Origin of the sequence: Rhodococcus antarcticus (genome assembly GCF_026153295.1) — a bacterium.
Taxonomy (GTDB): Bacteria; Actinomycetota; Actinomycetes; order Mycobacteriales; family Mycobacteriaceae; genus Rhodococcus_D; species Rhodococcus_D antarcticus.
On sequence record NZ_CP110615.1, the window covers coordinates 509,589 to 525,837 of the forward strand.

The 16,249-nt window shown below is 74.5% G+C and carries 13 protein-coding genes; 8 read left to right on the forward strand and 5 right to left on the reverse strand.

Annotated elements, in window-relative coordinates:
• Positions 1-2 precede the first annotated feature (2 nt).
• Genes RHODO2019_RS02615 through RHODO2019_RS02630 form a run of 4 tightly spaced genes read right to left on the reverse strand, consistent with a single transcriptional unit; the run spans position 3 to position 3,623 of the window.
• The gene (locus RHODO2019_RS02615) at positions 3-1,880 is read right to left on the reverse strand and encodes a serine/threonine-protein kinase (RefSeq protein ID WP_265383495.1); all 1,878 of its coding nucleotides are present in this window, start codon (positions 1,878-1,880) and stop codon (positions 3-5) included.
• A gap of 10 nt (positions 1,881-1,890) precedes the next feature.
• Positions 1,891-2,922 (reverse strand): serine/threonine-protein kinase, encoded by a 1,032-nt coding sequence (locus RHODO2019_RS02620; RefSeq protein WP_265383496.1) that lies wholly within the window; start codon positions 2,920-2,922, stop codon positions 1,891-1,893.
• A gap of 30 nt (positions 2,923-2,952) precedes the next feature.
• Entirely contained in the window at positions 2,953-3,255 is a 303-nt protein-coding gene (locus RHODO2019_RS02625; protein WP_265383497.1) for a hypothetical protein, read from the reverse strand.
• Between the two features lie 50 nt (positions 3,256-3,305).
• Positions 3,306-3,623: a chorismate mutase gene (locus RHODO2019_RS02630; RefSeq protein ID WP_265383498.1), complete on the reverse strand. Its 318-nt coding sequence runs from the start codon at positions 3,621-3,623 to the stop codon at positions 3,306-3,308.
• A gap of 262 nt (positions 3,624-3,885) precedes the next feature.
• Between RHODO2019_RS02630 and RHODO2019_RS02635 the strand changes: the two genes are divergently transcribed.
• Positions 3,886-6,282, forward strand: coding sequence for a UvrD-helicase domain-containing protein (locus tag RHODO2019_RS02635; RefSeq protein ID WP_265383499.1), 2,397 nt, complete (start codon positions 3,886-3,888; stop codon positions 6,280-6,282).
• A 35-nt stretch (positions 6,283-6,317) separates the two neighbouring features.
• Here the strand turns inward: RHODO2019_RS02635 and RHODO2019_RS02640 are convergent, their stop codons facing one another.
• On the reverse strand, positions 6,318-7,190 hold the full coding sequence (locus RHODO2019_RS02640) for a M23 family metallopeptidase (protein WP_265383500.1): 873 nt from the start codon (positions 7,188-7,190) through the stop codon (positions 6,318-6,320).
• A gap of 310 nt (positions 7,191-7,500) precedes the next feature.
• Here RHODO2019_RS02640 and RHODO2019_RS02645 point away from each other — a divergent pair, with 310 nt between their 5' ends.
• The 7 genes from RHODO2019_RS02645 to RHODO2019_RS02675 all read left to right on the forward strand — a co-directional run bounded on the left by RHODO2019_RS02645 (position 7,501) and on the right by RHODO2019_RS02675 (position 16,173).
• Positions 7,501-9,420 (forward strand): hypothetical protein, encoded by a 1,920-nt coding sequence (locus RHODO2019_RS02645; protein ID WP_265383501.1) that lies wholly within the window; start codon positions 7,501-7,503, stop codon positions 9,418-9,420.
• 73 nt (positions 9,421-9,493) lie between these two features.
• Positions 9,494-9,892, forward strand: a complete 399-nt coding sequence (icmB, locus tag RHODO2019_RS02650; RefSeq protein WP_265383502.1) for a coenzyme B12-dependent isobutyryl CoA mutase small subunit — start codon at positions 9,494-9,496, stop codon at positions 9,890-9,892.
• 142 nt (positions 9,893-10,034) lie between these two features.
• Positions 10,035-11,204, forward strand: a complete 1,170-nt coding sequence (sucC, locus tag RHODO2019_RS02655) for an ADP-forming succinate--CoA ligase subunit beta (RefSeq protein WP_265383503.1) — start codon at positions 10,035-10,037, stop codon at positions 11,202-11,204.
• Positions 11,205-11,219: 15 nt separating this feature from the next.
• On the forward strand, positions 11,220-12,122 hold the full coding sequence (gene sucD / locus RHODO2019_RS02660; RefSeq protein ID WP_265383504.1) for a succinate--CoA ligase subunit alpha: 903 nt from the start codon (positions 11,220-11,222) through the stop codon (positions 12,120-12,122).
• A 134-nt stretch (positions 12,123-12,256) separates the two neighbouring features.
• Complete coding sequence (locus RHODO2019_RS02665; protein ID WP_265383505.1) at positions 12,257-13,195, forward strand: DUF5336 domain-containing protein; 939 nt, start codon at positions 12,257-12,259, stop codon at positions 13,193-13,195.
• A 286-nt stretch (positions 13,196-13,481) separates the two neighbouring features.
• Entirely contained in the window at positions 13,482-14,621 is a 1,140-nt protein-coding gene (gene sfnG / locus RHODO2019_RS02670; protein ID WP_265383506.1) for a dimethylsulfone monooxygenase SfnG, read from the forward strand.
• Between the two features lie 76 nt (positions 14,622-14,697).
• Complete coding sequence (locus tag RHODO2019_RS02675) at positions 14,698-16,173, forward strand: cell division protein PerM (RefSeq protein ID WP_265383507.1); 1,476 nt, start codon at positions 14,698-14,700, stop codon at positions 16,171-16,173.
• The last annotated feature ends 76 nt before the right edge of the window (positions 16,174-16,249 follow it).

Sequence of the window (16,249 nt, forward strand, 5' to 3'; positions counted from 1 at the left end):
CGTCACGACGCGCTCGTGGCGACCCCGGCCGTGGTGGTGGGTGCGGTCGACGACGTCGGGGCCGGTGGACCGGCGGTGGTGGGGGTGGTGGGGGCCACTGTGGTGGTCGGCCCGGTGGTCGGCCCGGTGGTCGCCGGTGCCGGTGCCGGGGCGGTGGACCGGACGGGCGGTGCGACGGGGGCCACCGGGGCGACGGTGGTGGTGGTGGCCCGGGCGCGGGTGGTCGGGGCGTTGGTGACCCGCGTGGTGGTGGGCGTCGCGGGGTTCGTCGGCGGCGGGCCCGCCGAGACCAGAGCCGCGAGCGGCACGGAGTCGACCACGAGGGCGGAGGCAGCTGCGGGGGTGGTGGAGACCGGGCGGGTGACGGTGAAGGTGACCTGCTCGGTGCGTGTCGTGCCGTCGGACAGGGTCAGCACGAGCCCGGCCGAGACGGTTCCACCGTCCTGCGCGACCACCTTCTGCAGCGCCACGGCGGTGACCCCGGCGAGGTAGTCGCGCAGCGCCGCCACCCCCACCGCCCGCAGCACGGGGCCGGCCGAGGCGAGGGCACCGGCCGGATCGGCGGGCAGCCGGGACACCAGCGTGCGCACCGCCTGCTCGGACTCGGCGGCGGTCAACGGGGCCACCGCCGACGTCGCGGGGGCAGTGGTGGCAGTGCTGGTCGAAGCGCCTGCGGCCGGGGCGGGCGAGGACGCCCTCGCGACCAGGTAGGCGGCCGCGGCGGCCACCGTCACCGCGGCGACGGCGGCGGCGACGGCCGCGGGCCGGCGCAGCACCGTTCGACGGCGTCCGTGGGCGGCGACGGCGGCGGGGGCAGCGACGAGCTCGGTCGTGTCGGGGCCGGCCGCGACGAGCTCGGTCGTGTCGGCGGACGCGTCTGCTGCGGCGGCAGCGGTCGGGTCGGCCGTCCGCCCGCCGTCAGCGGCAGCAGCAGCACGGACACCGGCCGCGATGCCGACCACGGCGAACGAGATCGGCGTGAGGTGCGTGCGGGCGGTGAGCACGTCGGCGGGCTGGCGTCGACGCCCCGCGGCGATCGAGGCGAGCTCGTCGCGGACCGCGGCCATGGTCGGGCGTCTCGCGGGATCGGCGTCGAGCATCCCGAGCAGGACCGGCTCCAGGACGACGGCACGGGTCGGCGTGCGGTGCCGACCGGTGGCGACGCGGTGCCGCAGCACCTCCGCGTCGTCGTCGAGGCCGTAGGGCGGGGTGCCCTCCAGGCAGGCGAACAGGGTGGCGCCGAGGGCGTGGACGTCGCTGGCCGGAGTCGGCTCCTGTCCGCGGGCCACCTCCGGGGCGAGGTAGGCGGGGGTGCCGCGGAGCAGTCCCGGATCCGTGACCGCGAGCTCGTCGCGCTCGCGGTCGAGGCCGAGGTCGGTGATCCGGACCATCCCGTCGGTGTCACCCCCCTGCCCGACGAGGACGGTGGCGGGGGTGATCCCGCGGTGCAGAATGCCGGCGGCGTGCGCGGACACCATCGCGTCGGCGACCTGGGCTCCGATCTGCGCGACCTGGGCCACCGGCAGCACGTGGCTGGACGCGACGACGTCGGCGAGGTCGCGGCCGGGCAGGTGCTCGGTGACCAGCCACGGGTCGCCGTCGTCCACCGCCACGTCCAGCACCGCGACGGCGTGGTCGTCGCGCAGCTGCGCAGCGGTGCGGCCGTGCAGCACCGAGCGCCCCCGCTGCTGCTCGGCGACCCCGGGCGCGAGCCCGGCGGTCGAGCGGAGCCGCTGGACCGTCACGTCCCGGTCGCGGTCCTCGTCGGTGGCGAGCCAGGCCGCCCCCGCCGCCCCGTGGCCCACCGGTGAGCGGAGGCGGTACCGCTGGGCGACGAGGCGCCCGGGGGCCACGTCGTCGAGCAGTGCGTCAGCGTCCACGGCAACGACGCTAGAGGACCGCGGGACCCGCGGCGACCAGCAGGTAGACCGCCACGGCCACCAGCACGGCCAGCACGGTGACGGCGGTGCGCCGGGAGATCCTGCGGACACCCGCGCCCCGTCCGACGGGCCGCACCGGGGTGCGTGCCGCCAGCACGGAGGTCACAGCGCCCCGTCGTCCCGCGGCCACGGCCACGGCCGCGAGGTGGTCGCGCGCCTGCTCCATGGTCGGGCGACGCGCCGGGTCCGGCTCCAGCATGCGCAGCAGCGGGTCGGCGAGCGCGCCCGCGCGCTGAGGCAGCACGACCTCACCGCGGGCCACCCGGTGCACCAGGACCGTGGCACTCTCGTCGAGGCCGAAGGGGGGCACACCCTCCAGCGCGGTGTAGAGCGTGGCGCCGAGGCTGAAGACGTCGCTGGCGCCGGTGGAGTCGTGCCCACGGGCGACCTCGGGGGCGAAGTAGGCCGGTGTGCCGGTGATGGGCCCGGTCCGGCTGGGGACGAGGTCGCCCTGCGCGCGGGAGATGCCGAAGTCGGTGATCTTCACGACGCCGTCGTCGCGGGCTCCGCGACCGATCAGCACGTTGCCGGGCTTCACGTCGCGGTGGAGCACCCCCGCAGCGTGGGCCGCCGCCAGCGCGTCCGCGAGCTGCGCGCCGATCTGGGCCACCCGGGCCACGTCGAGGACCCCGCTCGAGGCCAGCACGCCGGCCAGGCTGTCCGAGGGCAGGTGCTCCATGACCAGCCACGGCTCGCCGTCGTCGAGGGCCACGTCGTACATGGTGATCGCGTGGGGGTGGGACAGCCGTGCGGCGATCCGTCCCTCCCGAAGGGCCCGGGCGCGCTGCTCGGCGGCCTCGCCCGCCTCCATCCCGGCCGTGGAGAGCACCTGCTTGACGGCGACCTCCCGTCCGAGCAGCTGGTCCCGGGCCAGCCACACCGCCCCCATCGCGCCGCTGCCGATGCGCGAGAGCAGCCGGTAGCGGCCGGCGACGAGGTGGCCCGGTCGGACGATCCACGCTGTCCTGCCGTCCTCAGCCACGAGTGGTGACGCTAGCGGACCGGTGGTGGTTCAGCGGGTGGTGGGGAATCGTCCGCGGGTCGACTGCAGGGTCCGCGCCGCCACCGCGGCGGACCCCACCGCGACGAGCACGGCCAGGACGTCCACCACCGCACCCCCGCCGGACATCAGGAGGGCCACGAGTGCCCCGAGGGTCGCGCCCGCGGTGGGGGCGACCTTCCCCCGGACCCAGGTGCTCACCTCGCCGCCACCGGCCCGGCCGCGGGCGGCGGACCCGAGAGCGGCGTGGTAGCCGACGTTGGCCAGCGAGGCGAGCAGGGCGATCACGGCGATGAGCGTGGCGAGGGCGTCCATGACCCCAGTGTGCCCGTGACCCGGGTCCACCCCGGCGCGCCCGTCCGGGCTCAGTGGCCGAGGCGGCCGCGACCCAGGCTCAGCAGCAGCATCGCGAGCTGGCGGCCCTCGGGACCGAGCACGCCGAAGCGCTCGAGCACGGCCATCTCGCGCACGTGCACGACCTTCACGCCACCCGAGGCCCGGCGGGCGGCCCCGATGGTGCGGGAGACCTCGCTGCGACGCTGCACGGCGGCCAGGATCTCCCGGTCGAGCCGGTCTATCTCCAGGCGCAGGGCGTCGATGTCCTGTGGGAGCGGGGCGCCGGTGCCCTCGGGCGCGTCCGCGGCGGTCGGGCCGGTCGAGGCGGTGGGGCCGGGGGTGGTCATCTGTGTCTCCTCGTGGGGGCGGGTTCCCGGGGTCGTCCGGCGTCCGGAGCCGCTCACGACGAGAGCCCCGGGTCCGGTGCGGACCTCAGGGCTCGTGGTGGGGTGGTGCTCAGGCCACGGGCACCGGAGTCCGGCACCCGCGGTGAAACCGCTGACCGCTGAGCACGTCGTCAGTGTGCCACGTGGGCAGGGGCGACGGAAGCGGTCGGTGGGCACTCGTCGGTGCGGCCCTGTCGGTGCGGATGGGTAGCGTCGGCGCACGATGGACACCCCGCTCGCCGCCCCCGCCCCCGCCTCCCGCTCGGAGGAGGTGCTGCTCGACGGGCTGAACGGCCCCCAGCGCGAGGCGGTGCTGCACTCGGGCAGCCCGCTGCTCATCGTGGCCGGAGCCGGTTCGGGCAAGACCGCGGTGCTCACCCGGCGGATCGCCCACCTGCTCGGCCACCGCGGAGTGGCCCCGGGCGGGGTCCTGGCCATCACCTTCACCAACAAGGCGGCCGCGGAGATGCGCGAGCGGGTCGCCGCCCTGGTGGGACCCAGGGCCAAGATCATGTGGGTCTCGACCTTCCACTCGACGTGCGTGCGGATCCTGCGGCGGGAGGCGGCCAACCTGCCCGGGCTGACGTCCTCGTTCTCCATCTACGACTCCGACGACACCCGTCGCCTGATCACGCTGGTCTCGCGCGACCTGGACCTGGACGCCAAGCGCTACCCGCCGCGCACCCTGGCCACCCACATCTCCAACCTCAAGAACGAGCTGGTGGGCCCGGAGGAGGCCGCGGCCGACGCCACGGAGGACCTGCAGCGACGGGTGGCCGAGGTCTACGCGGAGTACCAGCGCCGGCTGCGTGCGGCCAACGCGCTGGACTTCGACGACCTCATCGGTGAGACCGTGGGCCTGCTGCAGGCCTTCCCCGACGTGGCCGAGCACTACCACCGGCGCTTCCGGCACGTGCTGGTCGACGAGTACCAGGACACCAACCACGCCCAGTACGTGCTGGTCCGCGAGCTGGCGGGCGGCAGCGCCCTGGTGCCCATGGCCGAGCTCTGCGTGGTGGGCGACGCCGACCAGTCGATCTACGCCTTCCGCGGCGCCACCATCCGCAACATCACCGAGTTCGAGCGTGACTACCCCGAGGCGCGCACCATCCTGCTGGAGCAGAACTACCGCTCCACCCAGACCATCCTCACCGCCGCCAACGCCGTCATCGCGCGCAACCCGGAGCGTCGGGAGAAGCGCCTGTGGACCGACTCCGGTGATGGTGCGCAGATCGTCGGCTACGTCGCGGACAACGAGCACGACGAGGCCGCCTTCGTGGCCGGGGAGATCGACCGGCTGGTGGACGCGGGCGACGCGGTGTTCGGCGACGTGGCCGTGTTCTACCGGACCAACAACTCCTCGCGGTCGCTGGAGGAGGTGTTCATCCGCCTGGGCCTGCCCTACAAGGTGGTCGGCGGAGTGCGGTTCTACGAGCGCAAGGAGGTGCGCGACGCCGTGGCCTACCTGCGGGTGCTCGCCAACCCCGACGACGAGGCGAGCCTTCGCCGCATCCTCAACACCCCCCGCCGGGGGATCGGCGACCGCGCGGAGGCCTGCGTGGCCACCCACGCCGAGCGCCACCGGGTGTCCTTCCACGCCGCCCTGCTCGCCGGGGCCGCCGGGGAGATCGGCCTGCTGGGCTCGCGCGGGCAGAAGTCCGTGGCCGGGTTCACCGAGCTCCTCGACGGGCTGCGCGAGCTGTTGGACTCCGGCGCCGACATCGCCGAGGTGACCGAAGCCGTCCTGGAGCGCACCGGGTACCGCGCCGAGCTGGAGGCCAGCGACGATCCGCAGGACGGCACCCGGCTGGAGAACCTCACCGAGCTCGTCAGCGTGGCGCGCGAGTTCGCGAGCGTCGAGAACACCACCCCGCTGCTCGACGGCGACGGGCTGGTCGTCGACGCCGACGGCGTGGTCACCGAGTCGGCCGACACCGATGGCCTCGCCGAGCCCGGCTCGCTCGCCGCGTTCCTCGAGCGCGTGTCGCTGGTGGCCGACGCCGACCAGCTGCCCGACTCGGTCGACGGTGTCGTCACCCTGATGACCCTGCACACCGCCAAGGGTCTGGAGTTCCCCGTCGTGTTCGTCACCGGCTGGGAGGACGGGCAGTTCCCGCACTCGCGCGCCCTGGGCGACCCCGACGAGCTGGCCGAGGAGCGTCGGCTGGCCTACGTCGGGATCACCCGGGCGCGGCACCGGCTCTACGTGTCCCGGGCGCTGGTGCGGTCGGCGTGGGGCCAGCCGATGGCCAACCCGGAGTCCCGCTTCCTGGCCGAGATCCCCCCGCACCTGCTGGACTGGCGCCGGGTGGAGCCGCTGCGGACCGCCAGCTCGTCCGGTGGCTGGTCGTCCGGCCGCAGCACCGGGGGTGACTCGGCGCAGGCCGGGATCGCGGCCCGGGGCATGCGCTCGACCGGCTTCCGCGGCTGGCAGGGCGGGACGTCCACCCCCGGCCTGGTGCTGGTGGTGGGGGACCGGGTGAGCCACGACAAGTACGGCCTCGGCTCCGTGGTCGCCGCGGACGGTGCGGGAGCCCGGGCCACGGCCACCATCGACTTCGGCACCGCCGGGAAGGTGCGGCTGATGCTCATCGGCAGCGTGCCGATGGTCAAGCTCTGACGGGTCGGCCCAGCCGACGGTGCTGTCGGGTCGGCTCAGCCGACGAAGATGCCGTGCTCGGCGAGCCAGGGCTGCGGGTCCACCTTGTCGGTGCCGTGCAGCCACACCTCGAAGTGCAGGTGTGGGCCGGTGGACTGCCCGCGGTTGCCGATGGTCGCGATCTCCTGGCCCGCCAGCACCCGGTCGCCCGCGTGCGCGACGAGCTGGTCGACGTGGCCGTAGACGGTGATGGTGCCGTCGTCGTGCTGCACGCGGACCCACTGGCCGAAACCGCTGGCCGGGCCGGACTCGATGACCTTGCCGTCGGCGACGGAGACGATCGGGGTGCCGATGCTGTTGGCGATGTCGATGCCCAGGTGCTGCGTGCCCCACCGGGCGCCGAATCCGGAGGTGAACGTGCCGACGGCGGGCACGACGTAGAGCGGTCGGCGGGCCTGCGCCTCGCGGGCGGCGCGCTCGGCACCGAGGCGCTGGCCCTTGGCGAGCTGCTCGGTGGCGACGGGATCGGCGGCCTTGGCCACGGTGAGCACCTGCGGGACGGCCAGCGCGGCGCCGCCGGTGCCCAGCGGGGCTGACCCCGCCGCGAGCGCGACGTCGGCGGAGGTGGTGGTGCCCGAGGTGTCCGAGGGGCCCAGCGCCTGGCCGGCCGCGACGAACGCACCCGCAGCCACGGCGGCCGCCACGACGCGCCCGCGCAGCGCCGCGGGCGGGGCGGGCACGCGGTGCACTCCCCGCAGGGTCACGACGGCGGGAGCGACCGGGGTGGTGGCAGGCCGGGCGGTGGCGGGGGTCTCGACCCGGGCGGCGACGACCTCCTCGGGGACGGCGGTGCGCGGCGCGGCCGTGCGCAGGGCGAGCTCGACGATGGCGGAAGGTCCCGTGCTGCTCGAGGTGCGGTGACGCGCCAAGGCGTGGCCTTCCGTGTTCCGGTACGTGTCCGGGGCACGAGGCAGCCCGACGGGCTCGTCGGGTGCTGCGGACGCTCAGGCAGGGGCCTGCGGGCGCGGTCCGGGGGAACTGCGCCTCGTCCAGCTCGTGACCTGGCTGTGATGTCGAGGTCGGTGGACGGTAACGAAACGGTCGCGGACCGCGCAACCCGCGGTGTTCCCGGCGATGTTCAACTGTGTCAGGCATCACATGTCCGACCGGTGGCGGCTCGGGCCCGCCACGCGGCGGGGCGTGCCCGTGCCGGCTGGTCGAGCCGATACCGTCGGAGCCGTGGTGGCGGCGGTGCAGGACGGGACAGGGACCGAGGGTGGCCGGGTGGACCTGGCGGCGGCCGTGCGCGGCACGGCGCTCGCGGTCGGGGTCGCGGCGCTCGGTGCGGTCCTCGCTGCCCTCGCCCCGCTGCTCGACGTGGCCACCGCGGCCGATGGCTCCCAGCGCGGCGGTCAGCCCGTGGCCGCCACGGTGGCCGCCCTCGCGCTGGTCGCCGTCCCGCTGCTGGCCCTGTGGCTGTCGAGAGCCGGTCGGCTGGCCGGGGCCGTGGGGGTGCTCTCCGGGGCGGGGGCCGTCGCGGTCGGGCTCGCGCTGCTGGACGTGCAGCTGTTCGTCCGGGCCCTGGACGCGAACCGGCTGGAGCTCGTCCGCCCGGTGACCGCCGCCGAGCTGGGCGCGGGTCCGGGGGCGGTGGCCGTGCTCGCCGGGCACGTGCTGCTGGTCGTGGCGGCCCTGGTCGGGGTGGTCGCCCTGCGTCGTTCCGGCGCCCTCGACGATCCCGACGTCCTCGGTGACGCGGCGGGGGAAGGCCCGGTCGTGCGCCGCAGCGCCCCGCTCGCGTGCACCCTCGCGGTGCTGGCGGGTGTGCTCCTGGCGGTGGGGCTCGCCCTCTCCCCGCTGCGCAGCAGCGACCCGGTGGTGCTCGTGCCCGCCGTCGTGCAGTCGCCGGCGGCCGTGCTGGCCGGGACCGCCGTCGTGGCGGTGGTGGTGCTGGTGTCCCTCGCCCTGGCGCTGGTGTCCACGTCCGTCGCCACCGCCTCCGGGGTGCTCGCAGGGGTCGCGCTGGCCACGTCGGCCCTGGCGGCGCCCCGACTGCTGGTCGGAGCGCTGGACGACCGCTTCCAGGTGGGGGTGGGGGCGCTGCTGGCGACGGTGGGGTCGGTGGCCCTCGCAGCCGCGGCGTCCGGGCTCGTGGTGACGGCGCGGCGCCGTGCCGAGCGCGCGCCGACCGGGGCGCCGCCCGCCGGACCGGGACTGCCCGGCGCCCCGGTGCTGCACCGGGTGGTCGCGCTGTCCGGCCTGCTCGCCGGTGCGGTGGCCGTGCTGGCCGCGCTGGCGCCCCTGCTCTCCACCTCGGGCGGGCTCGTGGCCCCGGAGGTGGACTCGGTGCGCGTGCTGCTGGTGGCCGGTGTGGTGCTGGCCGCCGTGGCGGTGGGGATGCTGGCGGGGTTCGGTCCCGTGCTGCGACCGGTGGCCGGGGTGGCGTGGGTGGGCGTGGTCGTGGCCGGTGGTGCTGTCCTGCAGGCCGTGCTCGTGGCCACCGACGTCGCCGGAGCGGGTCCGGTCACCGGGGCCGCCACCGCCTCCCGCGGGGTGGACCTGCCCGGGGTGGGGTGGGGCGCAGGGGCGGTGGCCACCGTGGTCGCGCTGGGGCTGGCGGTGGTCGGCGCCGCCGCGGCCGGGCTGGCCGGGGCCGCCGAGCGCGACGAGGTCGACACCTCCGAGGACGTGGACCCGCCGCGGCCGGTGGTGGTGGCCGCGGGGACCGCGGCGCTGTTCGGGGTGCTGGGCCTGGTGCTGCCGCTGTTCACCGCGGCCGGGTTCACCGCCCCCGGGATCACGGCGGGAGATCCCCTTGCCGGCGGCTGGGGCTGGGACACCTGGTCGCTGCTGGTCGCGGCCGGGGTGCTGGTCGGGGCGCTGGCGGTGGCCGTCCGGGCCCGGCGCGAGCGCGGTCTGGCCGTCCTGGGCGGCGCGGGGCTGGTGCTGCTGGTGCACCTGTCGAGCTGGCCGCTCACCTCGGGCCGGGTGCCCGGGGCATCGGCCGGGCCCGGGGTGCTCCTCTCGCTGGTCGGGGTGCTCGCGCTCGGGGTGACCGCGGTCCTGCTGGTGCGGAGCGTGCCGCCGACGCCTGCCGCCCCCGCCGAGTCCCGGTCGACCCGCGGCTCCGGATCGGGTCGCGGGCCACGCCGACGCTAGGACGTCCTGGCGATACGCTCACGGGAGTCCAGCGTGCTCGTCGAGGAGCCGCTCGTGGTCCCTGGAGGTCGTCGTGTCTGCTCCGATCCGTGTGGTGGTGGCCAAGCCCGGCCTGGACGGTCACGACCGGGGGGCCAAGGTCGTCGCCCGTGCGCTGCGCGACGCCGGCATGGAGGTCGTCTACACGGGTCTGCACCAGACGCCCGAGCAGATCGTCGAGACCGCCCTGCAGGAGGACGCCGACGTCATCGGTCTCTCCGTGCTCTCCGGTGCGCACATGACCCTGTTCGCCAAGGTGTGCGAGCTGCTGGCCGCACAGGACGCCACCGATGTCGTGGTCTTCGGCGGCGGGATCATCCCCGAGGAGGACGTCCCGCGGCTCAAGGAGCTCGGTGTCTCCGAGGTCTTCACCCCCGGCGCCACCACGGCGTCCATCGTGGACTGGGTGCGCGCGAACGTGACCCCGGCCTGATTCTGCGGGCTCCTGCGCCCGGTGAGATGGCCCACTCGGGGCGACCGGCGTCGCGGCGCCGGTGAGCAGCCTCGATAGGGTGCGATCCCGGACCCGATCCCGTTCCAGGCTCGGGCGTCAACGCAGACGAGACGGTGGGCTGATGGACCTCTTCGAATACCAGGCGAAGGACCTCTTCGCCAAGCACGGAGTACCGACGACCCCGGGCCGCGTGGCCGAGACGCCCGCGCAGGCGCAGGCGATCGCGACCGAGATCGGCAAGCCGGTCATGGTCAAGGCGCAGGTCAAGGTCGGTGGCCGCGGCAAGGCCGGTGGCGTGAAGTTCGCCGCCACCCCGGCCGACGCCCTCGAGCACGCCACGAACATCATCGGCATGGACATCAAGGGCCACGTGGTCCCCAACGTCCTCGTCGCCGAGGCCAGCGACATCGCAGCCGAGTACTACATCTCCTTCCTGCTCGACCGCACCAACCGCACCTACCTGGCCATGTGCTCGGTCGAGGGTGGCGTCGAGATCGAGGTGACGGCGGTGGAGAACCCTGACGCCCTCGCCCGCGTGCCGGTCGACGCCGTGAAGGGCGTGGACCTCGCCCTCGCCCGCAGCATCGCCGAGCAGGGCGGTCTGCCCGCCGAGGTGCTCGACGCCGCGGCCGAGACCATCCAGAAGCTGTGGGTCGTCTTCACCTCCGAGGACGCGACGCTGGTCGAGGTGAACCCGCTGGTGCGCACCCCGGACGGCCGGATCCTGGCCCTCGACGGCAAGGTGACCCTCGACGAGAACGCCGCCTTCCGCCACCCGGACCACGAGGCGCTGCAGGACGCGGCGTCAGCCGACCCGCTCGAGGCCAAGGCCAAGGAGAACGACCTCAACTACGTCAAGCTCGACGGTGAGGTCGGCATCATCGGAAACGGTGCCGGGCTGGTCATGTCGACCCTCGACGTCGTCGCCTACGCCGGGGAGAAGCACGGTGGCGTCAAGCCCGCCAACTTCCTCGACATCGGCGGTGGCGCGTCCGCCGCCGTCATGGCCGCCGGGCTCGACGTGATCCTGGGCGACTCCCAGGTCAAGAGCGTGTTCGTCAACGTCTTCGGCGGGATCACCGCCTGCGACGCCGTCGCCAACGGCATCGTCGGTGCCCTGAAGACCCTGGGCGACGCGGCGAGCAAGCCGCTCGTCGTCCGTCTCGACGGCAACAACGTCGAGGAGGGTCGCGCCATCCTGGCGGCCGCCGCCCACCCCCTCGTCACCGTGGTCGCCACCATGGACGAGGCCGCCGACAAGGCCGCCGAGCTCGCCGCAGCGGCGAAGTAAGAGGAGCAGAGAACGATGTCGATCTTCCTGACCAAGGACTCCAAGGTCATCGTCCAGGGCATCACCGGCGGCGAGGGCACCAAGCACACCGCGCTCATGCTGAAGGCGGGGACGCAGGTCGTCGGAGGGGTCAACGCCCGCAAGGCCGGCACCACCGTCACCCACACCGCCGCGGACGGCTCCAGCGTCGAGCTGCCCGTCTTCGGCACCGTGGCCGAGGCCATGTCCACCACGGGTGCGGACGTCTCGATCGCCTTCGTGCCGCCGGCCTTCGCCAAGGACGCCGTGATCGAGGCCATCGACGCCGAGATCCCGCTGCTCGTCATCATCACCGAGGGCATCCCGGTGCAGGACTCCGCGGAGTTCTGGGCCTACGCCCAGAGCAAGGGCGGCACGACCCGGATCATCGGGCCCAACTGCCCCGGCATCATCACCCCCGGCGAGTCGCTGGTCGGCATCACGCCGAACAACATCACGCACGCCGGTCCCATCGGCCTGGTCTCCAAGTCCGGGACGCTGACCTACCAGATGATGTTCGAGCTGCGGGACCTCGGGTTCTCCACCGCCATCGGCATCGGCGGGGACCCGGTCATCGGCACCACCCACATCGACGCCCTCGAGGCTTTCGAGGCGGACCCCGATACCAAGGTCATCGTCATGATCGGTGAGATCGGGGGCGACGCCGAGGAGCGCGCCGCGGACTTCATCAAGGCGAACGTGACCAAGCCCGTCGTCGGCTACGTCGCCGGCTTCACCGCACCGGAGGGCAAGACCATGGGCCACGCGGGCGCCATCGTCTCCGGCTCCTCCGGCACGGCCCAGGCCAAGCAGGACGCCCTCGAGGCGGCCGGGGTGAAGGTCGGCAAGACGCCGTCCGCCACGGCCGCGCTGGCCCGGGAGATCCTCGCCGGTCTGTAGACGTCGACGCACCACCCAGGGGTCGGGCCGCGGTGGCTCGGCCCCTGCGTGCTGTCCGCGGTCACCGCCCCGGGTGTCGGCGGCGATCCGATAGCGTGGTCGGGGAACCACCCGAACGCGACGAGGAGACGGCCATGACGGCGATGAACCCGGGTCCAGGCCCGGCCGACCAGACCCGATCTGCCCGCGGGCCGGGTCCTGCGGCCGCTGCTGGTGGTCTGGGCTCGATCCTCGGCCTCGTGGTGCTCGCCACCGGATTGCTGATCGCCCTCGTGGGCTTCGCCGACTTCTTCGACACCAACGGCCTCAGCGGGTACAGCACCTACGGCGTGGTCCTGTCGCTGTTCGCCGGCCTGCTGGCCGGCACGGCGCTGCTGCCGAAGCAGACCGTTCAGGCGGGCACCGTGGCCGCGGCCTCGGTCGCGGGATTCGTCCTCGTCCTGTTCGTCGTGCTCGGCAGCCCGGCCGTCTTCTCGCTCGCCTTCGGTGGGTACGCCACCATCCTGCTCACGCTCGTCCAGGCTGCGGCGGCGGTGTTCGCGCTGCTGCTCTCCACCGGGATCGTGTCCGCTCCGGCGCCGAAGCCGGCCCCGTCGAGCTGGCAGACCGGCCCGTACGGAGCCCCCGCTCAGCCCGCTCAGTACGGGCCTCCTGGTCAGCAGGGGCAGTACGGCGGCCCGCCGTCGTTCGGGGGTCCGCAGGGTGGGCCGTCCGGTCCGCCGCCCTTCGGTCGCCCGCAGGGTGGTCCTCCGCCGCACGGCCAGCCGGGGCAGTACGGCCAGCCCGGCCCGCAGGGACCGCCTGCCCCCGGCTACGGCGGTCCGCAGGGTGGTCCGCCTCCGCAGGGCGACTCGTCACCGTGGACCAAGGTTATGCAGGGCCGTCCGGACCAGGGCCGTCCGGACCAGGGCCGTCCGGACCAGGGCCGTCCGGACCAGGGACAGGGCGAGCAGCCCAGCCCGCAGCAGGCTCCTGGCGCATCGTCCTCCGGTCCGCCCACCCAGGCGTTCGGTGCGCCCGGGCGGGACACCGACGACCAGCCCGATCCCCCGTCCGGCGCTCCGCGCACCTGAGTGCACGTCGATCCACCGCAGGGCCCGACCACTCGGTCGGGCCCTGCGGTGCGTCCGACCCTGTTCCACCTGGTGGGACAGAGGTCTCACGATGTTGACGGAGCACGGGGGGTGGGGGAAGCCTGGTGCCATGACCGCCGGGTGGGAGCTGACGTCGCGTCGGCACATCGACCTGATGCGAGTCGGCAGCACCTGCTGTCCGCGCTGACCGCACGCGCCCGTACCGCGCTCCACCCCCTCGTGCCCGGTCCTGTCGGGCTCACCCCTGCCACCACCCTGGAGATCTGTGCCCGCCACCTCGAACGACGTCCAGCCCGACCCCGTGAAGTTCGCCTACTGGGTGCCCAACGTCTCCGGTGGCCTCGTCACCAGCGACATCGAGCAGCGCACCGACTGGGGCTACGCGTACAACACGAAGCTCGCGCAGACCGCGGAGAACAGCGGCTTCGAGTACGCGCTGAGCCAGGTCCGCTACATGGCCAGCTACGGCGCCGAGTTCCAGCACGAGTCCACCAGCTTCTCGCTGGGCCTGCTCCTGGCCACCGAGCGGCTCAAGGTCATCGCCGCCGTGCACCCCGGCCTCTGGCACCCCGGCGTGCTGGCCAAGCTCGGTGCCACCGCCGACCACATGTCTGGTGGTCGCTTCGCCGTCAACGTGGTCTCGGGCTGGTTCAAGGGCGAGTTCACCGCGCTGGGTGAGCACTGGCTCGACCACGACGAGCGCTACCGCCGCAGCGAGGAGTTCATCCGGGCGCTGCGCGGCATCTGGACCGAGGACGACTTCACCCTGGCCGGGGACTTCTACCGGATCCGCGACTTCACCCTCAAGCCCAAGCCGGTGGACGTGCCGGGCCGGGCGCACCCGGAGATCTTCCAGGGGGGCAACTCGACCGCGGCGCGCGCGATGGCCGGCCGGGTCTCGGACTGGTACTTCAGCAACGGCAAGGACTACGACGGGCTCGCCGAGCAGGTGCACGACGTCCGTCGCTCCGCCGCCGAGCACGGTGGTCGCGACGTCCGTTTCGGGCTCAACGGCTTCATGATCGTGCGGGACACCGAGAAGGAGGCGCGGGAGACACTGCGCGAGGTGGTCGCCAAGTCGAACAAGCCGGCCGTCGAGGGCTTCCGCGAGGCCGTGAAGTCGGCCGGTCAGTCCACGGCGGACAAGAAGGGCATGTGGGCGGACAGCTCCTACGAGGACCTGGTCCAGTACAACGACGGCTTCAAGACCGGGCTCATCGGCACGGCCGAGCAGGTCGCCGAGCGGATCGTGGAGTACAAGAAGCGCGGTGCCGACCTGATGCTTCTGGGCTACCTGCACTTCCAGGAGGAGGTGGAGCAGTTCGGCACCACAGTGCTGCCGCTGGTCCGCGAGATCGAGGCCGAGGCCATCCGCACCGGGGAGCTGACCCCCGCCGGCGCGTGACCCTGCGCGGGATGACCTCGTGCCGCCACGGCGCGCCTGAGCCCCCGCGCGCCGTGGCGGTGCCAGCCTCACACGGGTGACCGCACTCCTGGACCGCCCGCGCCCGCGCCCGGTCGACCGCGTCGCAACGCTGCGCTCCCTGGTCGGCGTCGCTCTCGGTCCGGCGCTCACCACCGTGGCCGTGCTCACCGCCGGGGTGCTGGTGGTCCTGGTCGCCGGGGGGATCGACCTGGGTGGGACTGCGTCGGTGGTGGCTGCCGTCTGGCTCGCTGCCCACCAGGTCCCGATCACCATCACCGGTTCCACGCTCGGTGTGCTCCCGCTGCTCCCGACGGTGGTGCTGGTGTGGGTCACCGAGCGCAGCGTGGCCGCCAGCGGGGCCCGGGGCCGGCGGTGCACCTGGACGGCCGGGGCCGCGGTGCTGGGTCCGGTCCTGGTGGCCGCGGCCGCGGTGGGGGTGCTGACCGTGGCCCCCGGCGGGCTCCCGGTGGGGGCACCGCAAGGTGCCGGTGCGCTGGTCCGGGTGGCGGTCGTCCACGCCCTCGGCGTCGCCCTGGGCCTCGCGCGGCCCTCCGGACAGCTCGCCCGGTTGCGGCGTGCGGTGCCGGGCTGGGCGTGGGCCGGGGTGGTCCGGGTGCCCGAGCTGGTCGCCGTGCTGCTGGCGGCGGGGGCCGTGCTGACCACCCTCGCCCTCGTGCGGGACATCTCCACCGCCGCGGAGATCGTGGGCACCGGTGGTGGTGCGGGCGGCGCCCTGGGGCTCGTGCTGCTGTCCACGGCGTACCTGCCGAACGTGGCCGTCGGGGCGCTCTCGGTGGCGGTCGGTCCCGGTGCCGTGCTGGGTACCGTGACGGTGACGGCCTTCGGTGCGGTGCCCGGCCCGGTCCCCGCGCTGCCGGTGCTGGCCGTGCTCCCGGCCGGGAGCGGTGCGTGGTGGTGGCCGGTGGTGCTCGTGGTGCCCGCCGCCGTCGGCGGACTGCTCGGCCTGCGGGTGCTGCGGGCGGGGGCCGGGCGGGGTGACGCGCTGCGCTCGGTGGGTCTCGCCGCGGTGCTGACCGGGATCCTCGTCGGAGTGCTCGGGGAGGTGGCCGGGGGTGGGCTGGGGACCCTCGGCCCCGTCGGGGTGCCCGCACTCGCGCTCGCCGCCGCCACGGCAGCGTGGCTGGGGATCGTGGGATGCGCGACGGTCCTGGTCCTGGAGCACGGCAACGGCGCGGCCGAGGACCCGACGGACGAGGGAGTGGGTGAGACCGGCACCGAGGGCGCGGCCCACGACGGGACCGCCGAGGAGGTGGTCGAGCCCGAGCCCGCCGCCGATGTCGAGCCGGAGCGGGACGCTGTGATCGAACCGGACGCTGTGATCGAACCCGACGCTGTGATCGAACCCGACGCTGAGGCTGAGCTGGACGCCGACACCGAGCTCGGCTCTGAGGCTGGACCGGACGCTGTGATCGAACCCGACGCTGAGGCTGAGCTGGACGCCCAGGCCGAACCGGGCGCGGCGACCGGGGCCGAGGGCACCCGCGACGGCGGGGCCGGACCCCGCGACTAGTCTCGTCCTGCCCGGGATCCGGTCGGCGGAGCCGCCGTGGTCAGGTCGACGACGCGTGAGGAGCTCCTGCCCTGGA

What these genes read in the sequence shown, in the direction of transcription:
- sucC (WP_265383503.1), top strand. Translation starts at nt 10,035, where the DNA reads ATGGACCTCTTCGAATACCAGGCGAAGGACCTCTTCGCCAAGCACGGA.
- sucD (WP_265383504.1), top strand. Translation starts at nt 11,220, where the DNA reads ATGTCGATCTTCCTGACCAAGGACTCCAAGGTCATCGTCCAGGGCATC.
- RHODO2019_RS02625 (WP_265383497.1), bottom strand. Translation starts at nt 3,255, where the DNA reads ATGGACGCCCTCGCCACGCTCATCGCCGTGATCGCCCTGCTCGCCTCG.
- RHODO2019_RS02630 (WP_265383498.1), bottom strand. Translation starts at nt 3,623, where the DNA reads ATGACCACCCCCGGCCCCACCGCCTCGACCGGCCCGACCGCCGCGGAC.
- RHODO2019_RS02635 (WP_265383499.1), top strand. Translation starts at nt 3,886, where the DNA reads ATGGACACCCCGCTCGCCGCCCCCGCCCCCGCCTCCCGCTCGGAGGAG.
- RHODO2019_RS02665 (WP_265383505.1), top strand. Translation starts at nt 12,257, where the DNA reads ATGACGGCGATGAACCCGGGTCCAGGCCCGGCCGACCAGACCCGATCT.